Below are 18,633 nucleotides of genomic sequence, written 5' to 3'. Positions count from 1 at the left end.
GTGGCTCAGTCAGGACTGGATCTTTTTCCCTATACGCGTATGCGCCGTATGCGCAAAGACGACTTTTCCCGCCGTATGATGTGTGAAAACACGCTCACGGTAAACGATCTGATCTATCCGGTGTTTGTCCTGGAAGGCAAGAACCGCAAAGAAGCGATCCCTTCTATGCCGGGCATTGAGCGCCTGTCGATCGACCTACTGGTAGAAGAAGCCAAAGAACTGGTGGCACTGGGTGTACCTGCTGTTGCCATTTTTCCGGTTACCCCTGGCGACAAAAAGTCCTTACATGCAGAAGAAGCATACAACCCGGAAGGGCTGGCACAACGCACTGTCCGTGCGCTTAAAAGCGAGTGCCCTGAGCTGGGTGTGATCACCGATGTGGCACTAGACCCATTCACGACACATGGTCAGGACGGAATCATAGACGAAGCAGGTTACGTGATAAACGATATCACCACAGAGGTGCTCGTCAAACAAGCACTGTCTCATGCTGAGGCTGGCGCTGATATTGTCGCCCCTTCAGATATGATGGATGGTCGTATTGGTGCTATCCGTGATGCCCTTGAGGAAGCCGGGCACATTCATACCCGCATTATGGCCTATTCTGCCAAGTATGCATCCAGCTATTACGGCCCGTTCCGTGATGCGGTCGGCTCAGCAGGTAACCTCAAAGGCGCTGATAAGAAGACCTACCAAATGGATCCAGCTAACTCAGATGAAGCTTTACGTGAAGTCGCATTAGACCTTCAGGAAGGCGCGGATATGGTGATGGTTAAACCAGGCATGCCATACCTGGATGTGGTACGCAGAGTGAAAGATGAATTCGGTGTGCCCACCTTTGCTTATCAGGTGAGCGGCGAATATGCGATGCACAAAGCGGCGATAGACAACGGCTGGCTGGCAGAAAAACCAATCGTTATGGAGTCATTGCTCGCTTTTAAACGTGCCGGTGCTGATGGCATATTGACCTATTTTGCAAAGCAAGCCGCTATCTGGTTGAATGATAAATAAATAATAGGTAATTATTAAAAAAGGAGCAATAAATTGCTCCTTTTTTGCATTTTTACGATTAACATTGTGTCATTTTTGTGTAACATACCCCCCGTAAGCTTATGTACCCATTTGGGTTTAAACTACACACGGGAAAAAACATGATAAAAACAAAATTCACTCCACTGGCGCTCCTTGTGGCCGCAGCAACTGCCCCTGTGCAGGCTCAGGTCATCATGTCAGAGTACATTGAAGGTAGCTCATACAACAAAGCCATTGAGCTATTTAATACTTCAGACAGCCCCATTTCACTGAGCGGCTACACGCTCAGCTTCTATAACAATGGTGGTACCGATGCGTCAAACACTATTGAGTTAAATGGTGAGATCGCTGCGGGTAAAACGTACGTAATTGCAAACAACCAGGCTGATGTGTTGATACGCAATGTAGCTCAGTTGATCGACAGCGGCAGCTGGCACAATGGTGACGACGCGATTGTATTACGCAATGGTGAGACAGTGCTGGACAGCTTTGGCCAGGTCGGTGTTGATCCAGGCAGCAACTGGGAAGGCAATGGGGTTGTCACTAAAGACAAAACACTGCGCCGCAACATCGACATTACAACCGGTCGTACAACATTTGATGCTACCTTTGATCCAAGTGCCGAGTGGACCCAATTCGATAAAGATGATTTCTCAGGCCTGGGAAGCCACGGTAGTGACACCGGTGGGGATGATGGCGATGACGGTGGCGATGACACACCATCACCGCTAGTGTGCGGAGATGCCGCCACAGCCATCAATGCGATTCAGGGTAATGCAGGCGAAAGCCCGTTAAAAGATCAGGTTGTGACCATTGAAGCTGTTGTTACCGCAGATCTGCAAGAAGACAACCAGCTTAAAGGTTTCTTTGTTCAGTCACTGGCCAATGACATGGACGAAGACAGCATGACCTCAGAAGGTCTGTTTGTATATTATAAAGACGTCGACGTAAACGTTGGCGATCAGGTACGCGTTCAGGGTACCGTTCAAGAGTTTTATAGTGCCACTCAGCTAGGCAATGTCACCCAACTGGAAATCTGTGGCAGCGCAGAAGTTCAGGCGCAGATGCTTACACTGCCAGTCTCTGAAGTCAGCGATCTGGAAGCCGTAGAAGGCATGTTGGTTAGCCTGTCACATGACATGGTTGTAGCTGACACCTATAACTTGGGTCGTTATGGTGAGGTTGGCCTGGCAACAGAACGCCTTTACCAGGGTACACAAGTGGCCATGCCTGGTGATGACGCCAATGCACTGGAAGCAGAAAACAAGAAAAAGTTCCTGCTGATGGATGATGGTTCAACGGTTCAGAACCCAGAAGTGATCCCTTACCCAAGTACTGGCCTGGATGCATACAAAACCATCCGTCTGGGTGACACTGTGTCTAACCTGGAAGGGGTCATTGCTTACAGCTTTGGTCAGTACCGTCTGAACCCGACGACAGCTCCGACTTTCAATAACACCAATGAGCGTGCAGAAGCACCAGAGCTTGAAGGTGAAGGTGATCTGCGTATCGCCAGCTTTAACGTCCTGAACTACTTCAACGGCGACGGCCAGGGCGCAGGATTCCCGACACCACGTGGCGCAGACACAGCAGAAGAGCTGGTCCGTCAGGAAGCAAAACTGGTATCCGCTATCACCGCACTGGATGCCGATGTTATTGGCCTGATGGAGATAGAGAATGACGGCTTTGGTGAGCACAGTGCTATTGCTGATTTGGTGAAAGCAATCAATGCTGAGTCTGATTACACTTATGCATATGTCGACTTCAACACCGACATGATTGGCGGCGACGATATCACAACCGGTATTATCTACCGCACCGACACAGTAGAAGAAGCCGGTACTGCTAGCTTCACAACCGCAGTGCCGTTTGATTACAGTAACCGCCCACCAACAGCACAGAGCTTCCGTAAGCTCGACAATAACGAAGAGTTTACCGTTGCCGTTGCGCACCTCAAGTCGAAAGGTTGTGGCAGCGCAGACGGTGATAATGCCGATCAGGGCGATGGTCAGGGCTGTTGGAATGTCATCCGTACTGAAGGCGCAAACGCGTTTGCAGACTGGCTGGCAACCAACCCAACAGGCAATGACGATGAAGACGTTATCCTGGTGGGTGATATGAACGCCTATGCAATGGAAGACCCAATGCGTGCCTTCGCAGATAAAGGTCTGAGCAATGTTATGACACATGTGGACGGTGACACACAGAGCTACTCTTATACCTTCTCTGGACGCCTGGGCAGTCTTGACCATGCTGTGGCATCGCCTTCACTGTTAGCAAAGGTCACAGATGCGACAGACTGGCACATCAATGCTGATGAACCGCGTATGCTGGACTACAACACTGAATATAGAACGGATGCACAAATTGCAGAGCTATACGCGCCGCATGCCTACCGTGCATCTGACCACGATCCAGTGATTGTGGAAATTAAAACAGAAGCCGCAGAGCCGCCAGTTGATCCACGTCCGGTGATTGAAGCAGGTCAAAGCTTTGACGTCGCGGAAAACACAGCAATAAACACTGCGATTGGCATGCTTAAATTCTCCGATGCCGATGCAGACGAGACGCCGGTTGAACGTTTTATTGTGACTGGTACAAGCGCCATTTCAGTCAATGAAGTTGGCCAGATTGTTGTTGCCGGCGAGCTGGATTATGAATTCGATAACCGCATCGAATTTATGGTACAGGCACAAGACAGTGCCGGTAACTTGTCAGAGCAAGTACAGGTTGTCGTGAACGTTATCGATGTTAAACAAGGCGATGACAATGACGACGATGATGACTCAGGCAGCCTGGGCTGGTTAGCGCTGTTCGCTGCACCACTGGCATTGCTGCGTCGCCGTACAAAGTAAGATGCCGGGGTGATGGCTTGGGCATGCAATAGTGCTTAGGCCATACCACGTAACAAGAAGATAAAAAAATGCGCCTTGCGGCGCATTTTTGTTTGCTCTCAGTTTTAAGTCATATCACTTGGTGAAGCGAAGTGAATTAATATTTCATCAAGCTTTTACTTGATGGCTTTTCCCCAATATCGGAACAGACAATACCTGAGCTGCTTTTTGCAATTCGACATCATCTATAGACCAATAAGGAAAGGACAAACTTCGGTTGTTATGAAGGACAACCTTTAAACATTGCAATGGACCCAGCTTTTGTAGCTCCAGTGACGCGATTTCGTCTGCGTGCACATATTGTGTTTTCACCCATGTGCGATAACAAATTCCTGCTTTATCGATATGTACAAAGCGCTTGTCGGTCAGTGTCATCAGCACAATCAAAGCGACACCAGACAGTGATACAACCACAAGTGACGATGCTACGCCGTGAAGCGCCACCAAATTCATCATCACATAACACAGCGAAATACCACATACTGTGGCTAAAACGGCAAACCAGCTGATATCCAAATCTATGGTTCTCATGAGTACCTCCCAATTTTACTCAATCACAAACAGAATCGACTGACTCTGGACTCTAATGATAAAGTTGCAAAGTCCCTAAATCAAGTCCGTTTATATTATTTTTAGCAATAGTTGGGCACGCTAACTGGAGAGAAATGATGGCATGATTTTATTTATATTTTTTACCCGAAAAAGAACCAATCTATTTATAAGAGGTAAAAAAAGGCATTAAAAAAGGCCGCGAATGCGGCCTTTTTTCAGAAATCAGTCAACTAATTACTTAGCTGCTTTTTTCTCTTTCTCAGCTGCGATTACTGCGTCAGCAACGTTTGCCGGGCAAGGTGCATAGTGAGAGAATTCCATTGAGAACTGACCACGACCAGACGTGATAGTACGCAGGTGACCAATGTATCCGAACATTTCAGATAGTGGTACTTCACCCTTGATACGAACGCCAGTTGCGCCAGCTTCTTGGTCTTTGATCATACCACGACGACGGTTAAGGTCACCGATTACGTCACCTACGTTGTCTTCTGGTGTGAACACGTCAACCTTCATCACAGGCTCAAGAAGTTGAGGACCTGCTTTAGGGATTGACTGACGGAATGCGCCTTTAGCTGCGATTTCGAAAGCGATAGCTGATGAGTCAACTGCGTGGAAACCACCGTCGAACAGCTCAACTTCAACGTCTAGTACTGGGAAGCCAGCTAGAACACCTTCGTCCATCATCATCTTGAAGCCTTTCTCAACTGCTGGCCAGAATTCCTTAGGAACGTTACCACCAACAACTGAAGATGAGAAAGTGTAGCCAGAGTTAGGCTCACCAGGCTTGATGCGATAGTCGATCTTACCGAACTGACCAGAACCACCAGACTGTTTCTTGTGCGTGTAGCTATCTTCAACTTCTTGCGTGATAGTTTCACGGTAAGCAACCTGAGGCTGACCAACAACAAGTTCAACACCGTAAGTACGCTTAAGGATGTCAACTTTGATGTCAAGGTGAAGTTCACCCATACCTTTAAGGATGGTTTCGCCTGAATCTTCGTCAGTTTCAACCTGGAATGAAGGATCTTCTGCAACCATCTTACCGATCGCGATACCCATCTTCTCGTTACCACCTTTATCTTTAGGTGCTACCGCGATAGAGATTACCGGCTCAGGGAAGATCATCGCTTCAAGAGTACATTCGTGCTTAGGATCACATAGAGTGTGACCAGTCTGAACGTTCTTCATACCAACAACCGCGATGATGTCACCCGCTTGTGCTTCAGTCAGTTCGTTACGCTCGTCTGCTTGCATCTCAACCATACGGCCGATACGCTCTGTTTTACCAGTTGCAGAGTTAAGTACTGTGTCACCTTTTTTCATGCGACCAGAGTAGATACGGATAAAGGTCAGGGCACCGAAGCGGTCATCCATGATCTTAAACGCAAGCGCTTTAAGCGGCTGCTCAGCATCAACAGTTGCAACTTCACCAGTAGGCTCACCTGTTTCTTTGTCAGTAAGCGGCTGAGGGTCAACTTCTGTAGGCGCAGGCAGGTAATCTACAACCGCGTCTAGTACCAGCTGCATACCTTTGTTTTTGAACGCAGAACCACAGAAAGTTGGGAAGAACGCCAGCTCGCGAGTACCTTTACGGATACATGCTTTGATCTGCTCAAGAGAAGGCATTTCACCTTCCATGTACGCTTCCATCAGGTCGTCGTCTTGCTCAACCGCAGTTTCGATCAGCATTTCATGGTATTCTTCAACTTTGTCAACCATGTCTGCTGGTACGTCTTGGATCTCGTAGTTTTCAGGAAGACCAGTCTCATCCCAAACGTACGCTTTCTTCTCAAGTACGTCTACAACACCACAGAACTCGTCTTCGATACCGATAGGCAGCGTCATAACAAGTGGGTTAGCAGCAAGTACGTTTTGAACCTGATCTACTACGCGGTAGAAATCAGCACCCATACGGTCAAGCTTGTTTACGAAGATACAACGTGCAACTTCTGATTCGTTCGCGTAACGCCAGTTAGTTTCTGACTGAGGCTCAACACCGCCAGATCCACAGAATACACCGATACCACCGTCAAGTACTTTCAGTGAACGATATACTTCAACTGTGAAGTCAACGTGTCCAGGAGTGTCGATAACGTTTAAGCGGTGGCCTTTCCACTCACAAGTTACCGCAGCTGACTGGATTGTAATACCACGCTCAGCTTCCTGCTCCATGAAGTCAGTTGTAGACTCACCGTCGTGTACTTCACCGGTTTTATGAATTTTACCAGTAAGCTTTAGTATACGCTCAGTGGTGGTAGTTTTACCCGCATCAACGTGCGCGAAAATACCAATGTTTCTGTACTTTGATAAATCTGCCATTGTTTTGCTCTATTTAAAGTAGAAAAATTATTCGGCGGGAGTATATCACCTCTTTAGGCGAACATCATCCTTCAAGTCGTCTAAAATGCAATCAATTTGAGAAAAAAGTGGTTTCTACTGGAATGTATTTTGCTTAGATGGCTTTTATGCGTTCGAAAACGCCGTCAGATAAAGGCTGTCCCCATTTTATCTAGTAACCAAAGTGTGATGAACGAGCCTAATCAGCGGCCATTTTAATCGCCTAAATAACCGCTGATTGCTGCCCGGGCTTACCTAAAACAGGGGCTTTGACGATGATCTCGCCTCTGAGCATAACGTCTGCTTTGAGGGCGCTAAAACCAGATAAACAAGCCCAGGATCAGCCCAACCCCCAGCAAAGGCACCAAGACAGTCAACACCGCCAATGGCCAGTACGCATCCTGGTGCTTCTCGCCACAGATCGCCCGCACTGTGGTCACGACATAGCCATTGTGCGGCAAAGTGTCGAGTGCACCTGAGCTGATCGCCACCACCCGGTGAAGCTGACTGGCATCCACGCCTAAGTCGAGATAATGTGGCGCCACCAATGGCAGGGCAATGGCCTGTCCACCCGATGCCGACCCTGTCAGTGCGGCGATCACGCTGACCGCAATCGCGGCACCGAGCAATTCGTTGCCGGGAATACTGGTCATCAGGGCAACGGCCTCATTAAAGGCCGGCGTGCCTTTGGCCACCGCACCGAATCCCACCACCGCAGCAGTATTGCCTATTGCCACCAAAGCCCCTGTGGTGCCTAAGTTCACCGCCTGAGATAAATTATGAAAATGCCTGAAGTTAATCGCTAATATCGTCAGCACTCCCCCCAGTAATGCGACGATCAGCGCGTTTTGCTGGAGTGTGCTATGCAGAGTAAATGACAAAATCAACACGACCAGCAAGGGCAATAAACCCGTGATCGGGTGCGGTAAGTTGCGCTGGATCTGTTCAGGGTCATTATCCCGCGCCACAAAACATTCGCCATTGGCCACCGCCCGGCGGATCATCCAGCTCAGTAACACATAGCCTAATCCCGCCATAAAAATAGCCACCACCAGACTTTCCTGCCAGGCAGCATAGGGCGAAGTCCCCAGGTATTTGATTGGGATCCAGTTCTGAATTTCGGGCGACCCCGCAGAGGTCATGGTAAAGGTCACGGAACCAAATGCCAGCACGGCCGGAATAAAGCGCCGGGGTAAATTGGCATCCTTAAACAAGCTCAGTGCCATAGGATAAACAGAGAACGCCACGATGAACACGCTGACGCCGCCATAAGTCAGCAAGGCACAGGCCAGCACCACAGCTAACACCGCGTATTTCATACCGATTTTGCCAATCACATAATGGGCAATGGCATCGGCAGCCCCGCTGTCCTCCATAAACTTGCCAAACAGGGAGCCCAGCAGGAACATTAAAAACCAGGCTTGCAAAAACCCGGCAAATCCGGCCATATAGAGAGACACAAAGGGTTGACCAGCGGTGGCATTAAAAATAGCAATGTCACTGGTCAGCGCCACGATTAATGCGCACAGAGGCGCAGCGATAAACAAGTTGACCCCTCGCAGGGTCAGGCCAATCAGTAACGCCAGTGCGCCGATTAAGCCAAGTAAACTCAGCATACATGTCCTGTTGATTTTTTGTTATTTAAGGTTAGTTATACGGCAATTTGGCACCGGGATCGAGCACCCAAGCAGATCCTTACTGAGGGGGTTCACCGACTATCGAACAACTATAAAGGGAACAAAACATGGCTAAAAACAACACTTCTCTGGGAACACTCTTGGCACTGGTGCTGGCTACCAGTGCCTGTGCACAAGCGACAGAACGCGCAACCTGGCTGTGGAAAAAAGGCGGAGATCCGCTGGGGGCATCCGCCATGATCACCAGCCAGTCGACGCAACAGACGCTGATCGATTTGCTGCAACAACAACATATCACCACCGTTTACGGCTCCTACGGACAATATACACAAACACAGTCTCAGGCCGTCGCACAGTGGAATCAGGCACTTGCTGCGAACGGTGTTCAGTCACATTACCTAATGGCGCAAAATACCTGGGTTTTCGCGCAAAATCACAGCAAAATGCTCAATAAATTACAAACTCGCCTGATCGATTATCAGCGCAATGCTGCGCCTGATGCTGAATTTACAGCACTGCACCTGGATATTGAGCCCCACGCACTGACTGAATGGAAGCAAGGCACGCCCCAGTCTCGTCAGGCGTTGTTGTGGCAGCTCATAGATACATTCAAAGCCATCAGGGCTTTGCTGGATGATCAGGGTATGGCGCAGTTAAAGCTGTACGCCGATATTCCCACCTGGTATGACAGCTCGGCAAAAATTGGCTGGGCCGATCAGGGGACGGCCTTTTTTGCCGCACTTGAAGAAGTGCTAGATGGGATTTCAATTATGGCTTACGAGCGGGATAACAGCGCCTCCATTTTGAATGCCACTGCTGATGAACGGGCACTGGCCTCCCCGACTTTTTCGGTGAGACTGGGCGTAGATGTCAGCAATACCTGGCAGGACCCTGCCCATTTACACCAGATCATTGGTGAGCTGGAAGCCGCGCAACAGCGCGTCGATATTCACGATGCCACTGACTACTATTACTGGCTGCAAGCACACTAAGCCCACGCCTTTACTCACCCTGATGCTCGCATGTCAGTGTTACCCGCACATGCGACGCCAGGGTGTATGCCGGCACTTTATGTTGCGCCCTGAAACCCAGACATAGGACATGCTTAGTACGGGATGAGGGCGCACCTTCAGTGTCAATTGCCTACAATGGTTAAACACAACACACCCAAAATATAAATGAGAATTATTTTCAAAAAGCAATTGACAGGCACAAAGATCTAATTGATAATCAATCTCAACAAAGTGACTTGACGGTTCATTTTGTTACTCTAATTGTTTCTCGACCCTGAAACGCGTGTCGCGCACGATAACAGCACTGGTTGTTAATGAGTTACATTGACGCCCCTTGGTGTAACTCAACAACCGCCTTATATTTTACTTGCTACATTGCTCATATCGGTGACGGTAGATATGATCCCAAAAGGCCCTCCTCAGGGCTTTTTTCATTTCTGAACGAAGACAGACTCTCTTTCATATTCTCCATGACAACTAAGCGCCAGCCACATCATCAAAAACATCGGTGTAAAGCCCCGCACAACAGCAAGCAGTAAGGGACAAACTAAATGAGAATTATTTTCAAAAAGTCATTGACAGGAACAAGGATCTAATTGATAATCAATCTCAACAAGGCGAGATTGACGGCTCACTTTGTCGAAGTACGTAATTTGTTTCTCGACCCTGAAACACGTGATGCGCACGTAAACAGCGCAGGTTGCAGGTGTTAAGTATTAACGCCCCTTAATGCCGGATGCTTGCAACCAACTTACTATTTTACTTGCTACATTGCTCATATCGGTGACGGTAGATATGAACGTAAAAAGCCCTGACCAGGGCTTTTTTTATGCCTGAAATTTACTGCCTGATGATCCAATTACAAAAACGCAAATGAGAATTAGTTTCAAATAAGTGTTGACACCCACCCGGATCTAACTGATAATCATTATCAACAAGGCGAGATTGACGGCTCAATTTGTTGATGTTTTAACTTGTTTTCGACCCAGAATAAGTACGTGTTGCTCACGCAAAAAAGCTTAGGTTGCAGGTGTAAAGCACTGACGCCCCTTGGTGCAGCTCACAGGCAACCCACTATATTACTTGCTACATTGCTCATATCGGTGACGGTAGATATGAATGTAAAAAGCCCTGCTCAGGGCTTTTTTTATGTCCGGAATTTACCTGCCTGACACAGGACAACCTAAATGAGAATTAATTTCAAATAGGTATTGACACCCGATTAGATCTAACTGATAATCATTATCAACAAAGAGAGGTTGACGGCTCAATTTGTTGTAGTACTCAGTTTGTTTCTCGACTCAGAAATACGTGTTGCTTACGCAAAAAGCTCTGGTTGCAGGTGAAAAACATTAACGCCCCTTGATGTGGCTCACAGGCAACCAACTCACATTTTACTTGCTACATTGCTCATATCGGTGACGGTAGATATGAAATCAAAAAGCCCTGCCCCGGGCTTTTTTTATGCCTGATTTTTACTTCAACCCCATGAATTAACGACGGTTTTTACGCGCGCGCGCGCGGCGCTGGCGCTTTTCTTCCTCTTTGGCTGCTTTCTTCGCCTCTGCAGCCAGACGCAACTGCGCCACCATCTCTTCTTCCTCATCCCGCATTTGTGGTGTTTCCATGGTGATACGGCCAATGACAGCATCGCGCAGTTCGTTGATCAGGATCTCCGACATTTTGTGCGTATCGACCTGATTACCACCGCGAATACAGCCGCGCTTACGTCCCGCCATTTCGATAAAGGTCCAGTCGCATTCAGGCAGCTCATCAATTTTATAGCGCGCCTGTAACAGGTGAGGATAAGCCTGTAACAGGTACTCAGCGGTATAACTGGCGACTTCCTCATAATTGATTGCAGTATCACGAATGGCACCGGTGGCAGCCAGACGATATCCCGAGTTTTCGTTTTCTACTTTAGGCCACAACATGCCCGGCGTGTCATACAGCATAATGCCGTCTTCCAGCTTAATACGCTGTTGGGCCTTAGTGACCGCCGGTTCGTTGCCCGTCTTAGCCACAATTCGTCCGGCCAAAATATTGATTAAGGTAGATTTACCGACGTTGGGGATCCCCATGATCATGGCCTTTAGCTGCTTATCCTGACCCACCTTTTGCGGTGCCAGCTTCTTACACAAGGCATTGATCCGCTGTACCTCGTTGCCCTTGTCATGGCCAAATGCGAGGGTTTTGACGCCATCTTCGCGCTCAAAGTAATCCATCCAGGCCTGTGTCTGCTCAGGGTCGGCCAGGTCAGCCTTGTTCAGAATTTTGATGACCGGTTTGTCGCCGCGCAACTGCCCCACCATGGGATTTTCACTGCTGTAGGGTATACGGGCATCCAGCACTTCAATAATCACATCCATCTGCGGCATGATCTCTTTGATCTCATTGCGCGCCTTGTTCATATGTCCCGGAAACCACTGGATACCTGTTCTGCTCATCGTTTTCTACCTTATTAAATCTGGCTGTGTCAGACTGTAGACGCACAGAAAACATACTTTCTGCAACCCGGCCACGCGACACATGAATAACGCATAGTGTACTATAAACGTGGATATTGGGGGATCAAAGATGCAGCAACAGGTTACACCAAACAGGGAGCATGTGTTTTGAAAGGAAACTGGGACAGTGCCGCGGTCAAAAGTGTCTTTTACACTGGCCTGCTGCTATTGCTGGGTATTGCGGCCTTGATGTTTGATGACTTCCCCGGTCCAATGGAAACGGTCCGCCTGCTTACCACCATCGCGCTCTTCTCAGCATTTTACCTCGCTTTCTCCGTGATAGGCTGGCTCGCCATTGGGTTGCCGGTTCACTGGCTGTGCGGCCGCTATACCAATGGCCATCTTGTTTTCTACGCAACCCTGCCCGCCATACTGCTGATACTCACACTGACTTTTAACGGGCTCTGGTTACTGCCTGGCTGCGCACTTTTGCAGGCTTGTCTGTTCCGCTACTACCTGCATTTTGACTAACGTAGATCAGCCTGATTTTCCCCGCACAAAATGTGTATTTACCGATATAATGGCGTTTTTGCTAAATTGGACAGGCAATGGCACTCAAATCAACTATTTTAAAGGCCAACCTCTCGCTCAGCGATATGGACCGTCATGTGTATCAGGACATCAGTGTCACGCTGGCACAACATCCATCAGAAAACGCCCAACGCGTGATGGTCAGGCTACTGGCATTTGCACTGGAATATCAGGATGGACTCAGTTTCAGTAAAGGCTTATGTGTCGAAGACGAACCGGATATCTGGCTAAAAAACTACAGTGACGAAATCGAGCTGTGGCTCAGTGTTGGCTTGCCGGAAGAAAAATGGCTGAAAAAAGCCAGCAATCGAGCCAAACAAGTGGTACTTTATACGTATGGTGAGAACAACCAAGGCCCATGGTGGCAAAAGAACCAAAACACCCTGCGCCAGTATAGCAACCTAAAAATCATCAGCCTGCCTTATAGCGCCACCAGCGTGATGGCTGAAATGCTAACGCGTACAATGGCATTAACCGTCACAGTGCAGGATGGCGAGATTTGGTTCAGTGATGAACAACACAGCGTGCACCTGATCCCCGAAACACTACAAGGATAAGCTCACCCAGGTGCAAAAGAGGTAAAAACAATGGCAGTAACCAAAGTGGTCGTCTTACATGGATTGTATATGTCTGGATTTGTCATGCGCCCGCTGTGCGAGCGTCTGGAAAAACTTGGCTTTGACATCCTCAATCTCAGCTACAACACGCTGACACCCGACAGACACGCTATCTTTGAACAAATCGATGCCTTTGTTGCGGGCCATGATGCCGCGTTGGTCTGCCACTCCATGGGTGGCCTGGTGGCCCGGGATTACCTCACTCACAATTCAGCCGCCAGTGCGGCCATCAGCAAAGTGATCACCCTGGGGACACCACACAAAGGCAGCTATATCGCCAAACACATGCATGATCACGGCTTCGATATGCTGCTCAAAAACAGTGTCGAATACCTGCTCAGCCAACAGCAAAACTGGCCGTTTAAAGCCAAGCTTTATAGTATCGCCGGAGACTTGCCAATTGGTCTGATGCCGCTGTTGAAAAAAGGCAGCCGTTCCGATGGCACCGTGCTACTGGACGAAACCAAGTTGCAGGGCATGGCCGAGCACAAGATCTTTCGTCTCAGCCATACCACCTTAATTTATTCCCGGACGGTGCTCGATTACATCGTCGACATACTCGAACTCGAGCTGTGGCTCAGTGTTGGCTTGCCGGAAGAAAAATGGCTGAAAAAAGCCAGCAATCGAGCCAAACAAGTGGTACTTTATACGTATGGTGAGAACAACCAAGGCCCATGGTGGCAAAAGAACCAAAACACCCTGCGCCAGTATAGCAACCTAAAAATCATCAGCCTGCCTTATAGCGCCACCAGCGTGATGGCTGAAATGCTAACGCGTACAATGGCATTAACCGTCACAGTGCAGGATGGCGAGATTTGGTTCAGTGATGAACAACACAGCGTGCACCTGATCCCCGAAACACTACAAGGATAAGCTCACCCAGGTGCAAAAGAGGTAAAAACAATGGCAGTAACCAAAGTGGTCGTCTTACATGGATTGTATATGTCTGGATTTGTCATGCGCCCGCTGTGCGAGCGTCTGGAAAAACTTGGCTTTGACATCCTCAATCTCAGCTACAACACGCTGACACCCGACAGACACGCTATCTTTGAACAAATCGATGCCTTTGTTGCGGGCCATGATGCCGCGTTGGTCTGCCACTCCATGGGTGGCCTGGTGGCCCGGGATTACCTCACTCACAATTCAGCCGCCAGTGCGGCCATCAGCAAAGTGATCACCCTGGGGACACCACACAAAGGCAGCTATATCGCCAAACACATGCATGATCACGGCTTCGATATGCTGCTCAAAAACAGTGTCGAATACCTGCTCAGCCAACAGCAAAACTGGCCGTTTAAAGCCAAGCTTTATAGTATCGCCGGAGACTTGCCAATTGGTCTGATGCCGCTGTTGAAAAAAGGCAGCCGTTCCGATGGCACCGTGCTACTGGACGAAACCAAGTTGCAGGGCATGGCCGAGCACAAGATCTTTCGTCTCAGCCATACCACCTTAATTTATTCCCGGACGGTGCTCGATTACATCGTCGACATACTCGAACGTAATACCAATTTCACTTAATACCTGGTCTATTTGAAGGAGCAAATAGGACGCTAACGGCGTTAAAAATTTCTTATTTAGAACAACTAAATAGCAAAATTTTTGCCTCGCCTATAGGGATGTAGGTGCCTCAGCGATAGCAGGACGCGGGAGCGGTGTTATCGACCCTATTTTCTCGCCTCAAAATAGACCACTTAATTAAGCAAATTGGTATAATCAATGATCGCCGTTGGCTGCAATTTTGTATGCCACCAATGCGATGATCCCCACAATCAGTGGAATGGGCGCTGCGATATAACCGAACGCATCTGAATTTGCATAGCTGGCACCTGCCAGGTGGCCAACCAGGCCCACGACAAAGGTCAACAGTGCTATCACTACGACAGCGATTTCGGATTTATGTTGAGAAGGGGTTTTACCTTGCATGATACGCTCCTTGGGTGCTGCACAGTATTTGTGCTCTGGCACACCGAAATAACAACCTAACGGGATGGCTCAGATACGCACTTACACTACCCTGAAAAAGTTCACGCTCTGTGCCTGTTAAGTTCATTATGCGCCTCTGGATCGTGGAAATTTTGACCTAAATCAAAGCGCTGCTGTGGCGAAAAGACAACCCATTTTACGTTTGAGATAGATCAACTTAGCAGTCGTTGTTGGGGCACGGCGTCGCAAACTGGCAAACTTTAAGCATCCTTAACACCCGCGCTAAGCTGCTGCTATATCTTATTTTTTCCAACCATGAGACGCTTGCATGGCGGCACTGTCTTCAATAATCTCGATACCTGCAATCGACTTTTCCCATTTGGCATCTGCCGCCTTTTTAGTCACACTAAGCATCAATCAGACGCACCATGTCGCGTCCTCTTTTTTAACCACAGTACAGGAGTAAACAATGAGCAACAGTATTGGATTAGACAGTCAGAAAAGTCAGGCACTGGTAGGCAGCCTCAATACCCTGTTAAGTAGTTACCAGATCCAGTATATGAATGCCCGCAGTGTTCACTGGAACATCAAAGGCCGTAACTTCTTCGAGTTACACGTTAAGTTTGAAGAAATTTATAACCAGTTGCTGCTTCAGGTCGATGAAATCGCAGAACGTATCCTGACCATTGAAGGCACTCCTTTGCACGCCTTCAGCGATTACCTGGAGCACAGTCAAATCAGTGAAGCGAAAGGGATCAGTGATGGCCAGGAAGCAGTAAAACGCTTACTGGATGGCTTTACCACCTTGATTAAAATGCAGCGCGATATTCTGGAGCAGGCGGGTGATGCCAGCGATGAAGGCACCGCAGCAATGATGAGTGATTACATCAAAGAGCAGGAAAAACTGGTGTGGATGCTTAAAGCGTATCTTGCATAACACTCAATGATAAGTGGAGGGCACGCCCTCCACCTCAAACAAGGCGACTCAACTCAGCCAGGACGTCGCATCACGATAATGCGGGTGCTGGACCAGGTAAGCGTCCGCATCCAGGTAAAATAACACTTTCACCGGGTGTGCCTGCCACAGTTGTGTCAGTAACTGGCGCGACAACGCGTTCACTCCAATAAAATCAATTTCCTGATAACCACGCTGGGCCACATCTGCAAAATACACCTGCAATGCAGCCAGACTGTCTGCGGTTGCCAGTTCACATTGGGTCAGGTTTATCACCACCCGCTGAAGCTCACCATCGGTATAAGGCGCAATCTCAGCCAGAGCCTGCTGCTCAAACGCTCGCACGCCTTCACGATTAAATGCGCCAACCAGATCCACAAATATCACTGGCGGCACAATGTCGATTTGCCATTTTCCATGTGCTGCAAACATACCTTGTTCTCCAAACGTTTGTATCACCTGTGTCACGTTTTCTGGCAAACCGGCTGACAGATGCCAACCGGCGGTTGCCCCAGTTAGTGCTCTAACAAACCAATAAAGAAGGCCATTTCCAGGGCTTTTTCATGCAGGCTCTTAAAGCGACCTGAAGCGCCTCCGTGTCCGGCATCCATATCGGTTTTAAACAACAGTTGATTGTTATCGGTTTTTAACTCTCGCAGCTTCGCCACCCACTTCATCGGCTCCCAATACTGCACCTGAGAATCATGCAGGCCAGTTGTTACCAGAATATTAGGATAGTCCCCTGCACGCAGGTTGTCATAGGGTGAGTAGGCCAAAATAGTACGGTAATCCGCCTCATCATTGGGGTTCCCCCACTCGTCATATTCATTGGTGGTCAGCGGAATGCTTTCGTCCAGCATGGTTGTGAGCACATCTAAAAACGGCACATGACAACCGATACCACGATATAGCGCAGGCGCCTGATTCACCACGGCCCCCATCAGCAGACCACCGGCACTGCCGCCAGAAGCAAATACTTTGTCCGCAGCGCCGTACCCTTGTTCGACCAAAGCCCGGGTTACATCTTCAAAATCGTTAAAGCTATTTTGCTTATGCGCTTTTTTACCTTGTTCATACCAGTGACGACCCAGCATTTCTGAACCACGAATATGCGCAATGGCATACACAAAGCCACGGTCCAGCAGGCTCAGCGTGTTACTGGAGAAGTTCGGATCTATGGTGATCCCGTAGGCACCATAGCCATATTGCAGCAAGGGGTTGGTGCCATCTTTATTGAACTTATCTTTACGATAAACCAGTGACACCGGCACTTCGACACCGTCACGTACAGGGATATGTAATCGCTCAGACGCATAGTGCTCCGGATTAAATTCACCCAGGACTTTCTGTTGCTTCTTCAGGGTCTTTTTGCCCCCATCCAGTGCAAAATCATAAATACTGCTTGGCGTAGTCAGGCTTGAATAATAGATCCGAACCACCTGAGCATCGGGCTCAGGGTTATAGCCCAGGCCTGCGTAGAAGCAGGCATCATCAAATTTCAGCTGATAACTGTGCCCGGCATAGTCGTGCACCACAAAGCGGATCTGACCGCGCTCACGCTCCGTCACAACATAGTGGCTGTTGAACAATTCCATGCCTTCAAGCAGCACATGTTCACGATGTGCAATGAGCTCTTCCCACTGTTCTGGCTCTGCCAGCGTATCTTTAGTGGCACGCAACAGGCGGAAGTTTTTCGCTGCCCGGTTCGACACCAGGTAGTAATACTCGCCCAGCTTATCCAGCCCATATTCATGACCCGGCGTACGGGCCAGCAAAGGTTCAAACTTACCCAGCGGCTCATCAGCCGACAGCGCCAGAATGTCTGTGGTTTCCGTCGCCGCCAGATGAATGTAGATTTCGCTTTCATCGCGACTCTTGCCCAGGCCCATATAGAACTGACGATCCTGCTCTTCATACACCAGCTGGTCGTCACTTTGCGGCGTCCCCAAAACATGGCGGTAAACCTGATAACCCAGCAGGGTTTGCAAGTCTTTACGGACGTAAAACACGGTTTTGCTGTCGTTGGCCCAGACCACTTCCCCTTCGGTTTCAGTCAGTACGTCACTTAGCATTTCGCCGCTTTGTAAGTCTTTAAAGCGCACCGTATAAATACGCCGACCGTCCGTATCTTCACTGTAGGCCAGCAAATTGTCATTGGGGCTGACGGCAATGTCACCCAGTTCAAAAAACTCGTAAGCCTTCGCCAGCTGATTGACATCCAGCAGTAATTGCTTGTCCGTCATGGCTTCGTCGCCGCCACGGTAGTGACGAGAATATTCATCGTCGCCGCTGACTTCGCTCATATACCAAAAACGCCCGTCCTTAACCGGCACCGTGCTGTCATCTTTGACAATGCGACCTTTCATTTCTTCAAATAACTGGTCCTGTAGCCCTTTATGCGCTGCCATCTTCGCCTCACAATAGGCGTTCTCAGCACGCAAATGGTCTAGTATCTCAGCGTCCTGACGTTTATCGTCACGCATCCAGTAGTAGTTGTCTGTCCTTTGGTGTTGGTGATGTGTCATGGTGTGTGGCACTTTTTTAGCCACTGGCGGGGTCAGGGTTTTGGTCACTCACTTGTTCCTAATTTGTTAAAAATCATTGTGATCCTAACATAGCAAATAAACGCCTG

General features: G+C 48.8%; 15 protein-coding genes and 1 pseudogene. 9 read left to right on the top strand and 7 right to left on the bottom strand.

Features of this window, described 5'->3' with window-relative positions; all coding sequences use genetic code 11:
- Both hemB and PRUB_RS17835 read left to right on the top strand, forming a co-directional pair.
- Positions 1–1,011: a porphobilinogen synthase gene (gene hemB, locus PRUB_RS17840; RefSeq protein ID WP_010385006.1), complete on the top strand. Its 1,011-nt coding sequence runs from the start codon at positions 1–3 to the stop codon at positions 1,009–1,011.
- A 140-nt stretch (positions 1,012–1,151) separates the two neighbouring features.
- On the top strand, positions 1,152–3,887 hold the full coding sequence (locus tag PRUB_RS17835; protein WP_010385005.1) for an ExeM/NucH family extracellular endonuclease: 2,736 nt from the start codon (positions 1,152–1,154) through the stop codon (positions 3,885–3,887).
- Positions 3,888–4,034: 147 nt separating this feature from the next.
- Here PRUB_RS17835 and PRUB_RS17830 read toward each other — a convergent pair whose 3' ends face one another.
- The 3 genes from PRUB_RS17830 to PRUB_RS17820 all read right to left on the bottom strand — a co-directional run bounded on the left by PRUB_RS17830 (position 4,035) and on the right by PRUB_RS17820 (position 8,434).
- Positions 4,035–4,457: a hypothetical protein gene (locus tag PRUB_RS17830; protein ID WP_010385002.1), complete on the bottom strand. Its 423-nt coding sequence runs from the start codon at positions 4,455–4,457 to the stop codon at positions 4,035–4,037.
- A 255-nt stretch (positions 4,458–4,712) separates the two neighbouring features.
- Positions 4,713–6,800, bottom strand: coding sequence for an elongation factor G (fusA, locus tag PRUB_RS17825; protein WP_010385001.1), 2,088 nt, complete (start codon positions 6,798–6,800; stop codon positions 4,713–4,715).
- 332 nt (positions 6,801–7,132) lie between these two features.
- Positions 7,133–8,434 (bottom strand): GntP family permease, encoded by a 1,302-nt coding sequence (locus PRUB_RS17820; protein WP_010385000.1) that lies wholly within the window; start codon positions 8,432–8,434, stop codon positions 7,133–7,135.
- Between the two features lie 128 nt (positions 8,435–8,562).
- On the opposite strand from PRUB_RS17820, the gene PRUB_RS17815 reads away from it, so the two are divergent.
- Complete coding sequence (locus tag PRUB_RS17815; protein ID WP_010384999.1) at positions 8,563–9,447, top strand: hypothetical protein; 885 nt, start codon at positions 8,563–8,565, stop codon at positions 9,445–9,447.
- Between the two features lie 1,514 nt (positions 9,448–10,961).
- Here PRUB_RS17815 and ylqF read toward each other — a convergent pair.
- Positions 10,962–11,915, bottom strand: a complete 954-nt coding sequence (gene ylqF / locus PRUB_RS17810) for a ribosome biogenesis GTPase YlqF (protein WP_010384998.1) — start codon at positions 11,913–11,915, stop codon at positions 10,962–10,964.
- A 96-nt stretch (positions 11,916–12,011) separates the two neighbouring features.
- On the opposite strand from ylqF, the gene PRUB_RS17805 reads away from it, so the two are divergent.
- From PRUB_RS17805 to PRUB_RS17790, 5 genes and pseudogenes are all read left to right on the top strand, one after another.
- Positions 12,012–12,446, top strand: a complete 435-nt coding sequence (locus PRUB_RS17805) for a hypothetical protein (RefSeq protein ID WP_010384997.1) — start codon at positions 12,012–12,014, stop codon at positions 12,444–12,446.
- A gap of 77 nt (positions 12,447–12,523) precedes the next feature.
- Positions 12,524–13,063 (top strand): YaeQ family protein, encoded by a 540-nt coding sequence (locus PRUB_RS17800; RefSeq protein WP_010384996.1) that lies wholly within the window; start codon positions 12,524–12,526, stop codon positions 13,061–13,063.
- 30 nt (positions 13,064–13,093) lie between these two features.
- Positions 13,094–13,684: pseudogene (locus PRUB_RS17795) on the top strand (esterase/lipase family protein); the annotation flags it as partial.
- Entirely contained in the window at positions 13,658–13,996 is a 339-nt protein-coding gene (locus PRUB_RS26475; RefSeq protein ID WP_242065258.1) for a YaeQ family protein, read from the top strand. The pseudogene PRUB_RS17795 and the gene PRUB_RS26475, both read left to right, overlap by 27 nt.
- Positions 13,997–14,026: 30 nt before the next feature.
- A complete protein-coding gene (locus PRUB_RS17790) occupies positions 14,027–14,641 on the top strand; it encodes a PGAP1-like alpha/beta domain-containing protein (protein WP_010384995.1) in 615 nt (204 codons plus the stop codon).
- A gap of 195 nt (positions 14,642–14,836) precedes the next feature.
- Here the strand turns inward: PRUB_RS17790 and PRUB_RS17785 are convergent, their stop codons facing one another.
- Entirely contained in the window at positions 14,837–15,046 is a 210-nt protein-coding gene (locus PRUB_RS17785; RefSeq protein ID WP_010384994.1) for a hypothetical protein, read from the bottom strand.
- Positions 15,047–15,515: 469 nt separating this feature from the next.
- On the opposite strand from PRUB_RS17785, the gene PRUB_RS17780 reads away from it, so the two are divergent.
- Complete coding sequence (locus tag PRUB_RS17780) at positions 15,516–15,983, top strand: Dps family protein (protein WP_010384992.1); 468 nt, start codon at positions 15,516–15,518, stop codon at positions 15,981–15,983.
- Between the two features lie 48 nt (positions 15,984–16,031).
- On the opposite strand, the gene PRUB_RS17775 is transcribed toward PRUB_RS17780, so the two are convergent.
- Positions 16,032–16,433, bottom strand: a complete 402-nt coding sequence (locus tag PRUB_RS17775) for a hypothetical protein (RefSeq protein WP_010384991.1) — start codon at positions 16,431–16,433, stop codon at positions 16,032–16,034.
- Positions 16,434–16,516: 83 nt separating this feature from the next.
- Positions 16,517–18,574, bottom strand: coding sequence for a S9 family peptidase (locus PRUB_RS17770; protein ID WP_010384990.1), 2,058 nt, complete (start codon positions 18,572–18,574; stop codon positions 16,517–16,519).
- Between the last annotated feature and the right edge of the window lie 59 nt (positions 18,575–18,633).

This window comes from Pseudoalteromonas rubra, assembly GCF_000238295.3.
Lineage (GTDB): Bacteria > Pseudomonadota > Gammaproteobacteria > Enterobacterales > Alteromonadaceae > Pseudoalteromonas > Pseudoalteromonas rubra.
This window is presented reverse-complemented; position numbering and strand designations above follow the sequence as displayed.

Bases quoted from the DNA above. Each gene is read 5' to 3' on its own strand.
- PRUB_RS17835 (WP_010385005.1), top strand. From the start codon at position 1,152: ATGATAAAAACAAAATTCACTCCACTGGCGCTCCTTGTGGCCGCAGCA.
- PRUB_RS17830 (WP_010385002.1), bottom strand. From the start codon at position 4,457: ATGAGAACCATAGATTTGGATATCAGCTGGTTTGCCGTTTTAGCCACA.
- fusA (WP_010385001.1), bottom strand. From the start codon at position 6,800: ATGGCAGATTTATCAAAGTACAGAAACATTGGTATTTTCGCGCACGTT.
- PRUB_RS17820 (WP_010385000.1), bottom strand. From the start codon at position 8,434: ATGCTGAGTTTACTTGGCTTAATCGGCGCACTGGCGTTACTGATTGGC.
- PRUB_RS17815 (WP_010384999.1), top strand. From the start codon at position 8,563: ATGGCTAAAAACAACACTTCTCTGGGAACACTCTTGGCACTGGTGCTG.
- ylqF (WP_010384998.1), bottom strand. From the start codon at position 11,915: ATGAGCAGAACAGGTATCCAGTGGTTTCCGGGACATATGAACAAGGCG.
- PRUB_RS17800 (WP_010384996.1), top strand. From the start codon at position 12,524: ATGGCACTCAAATCAACTATTTTAAAGGCCAACCTCTCGCTCAGCGAT.
- PRUB_RS17790 (WP_010384995.1), top strand. From the start codon at position 14,027: ATGGCAGTAACCAAAGTGGTCGTCTTACATGGATTGTATATGTCTGGA.
- PRUB_RS17785 (WP_010384994.1), bottom strand. From the start codon at position 15,046: ATGCAAGGTAAAACCCCTTCTCAACATAAATCCGAAATCGCTGTCGTA.
- PRUB_RS17780 (WP_010384992.1), top strand. From the start codon at position 15,516: ATGAGCAACAGTATTGGATTAGACAGTCAGAAAAGTCAGGCACTGGTA.
- PRUB_RS17775 (WP_010384991.1), bottom strand. From the start codon at position 16,433: ATGTTTGCAGCACATGGAAAATGGCAAATCGACATTGTGCCGCCAGTG.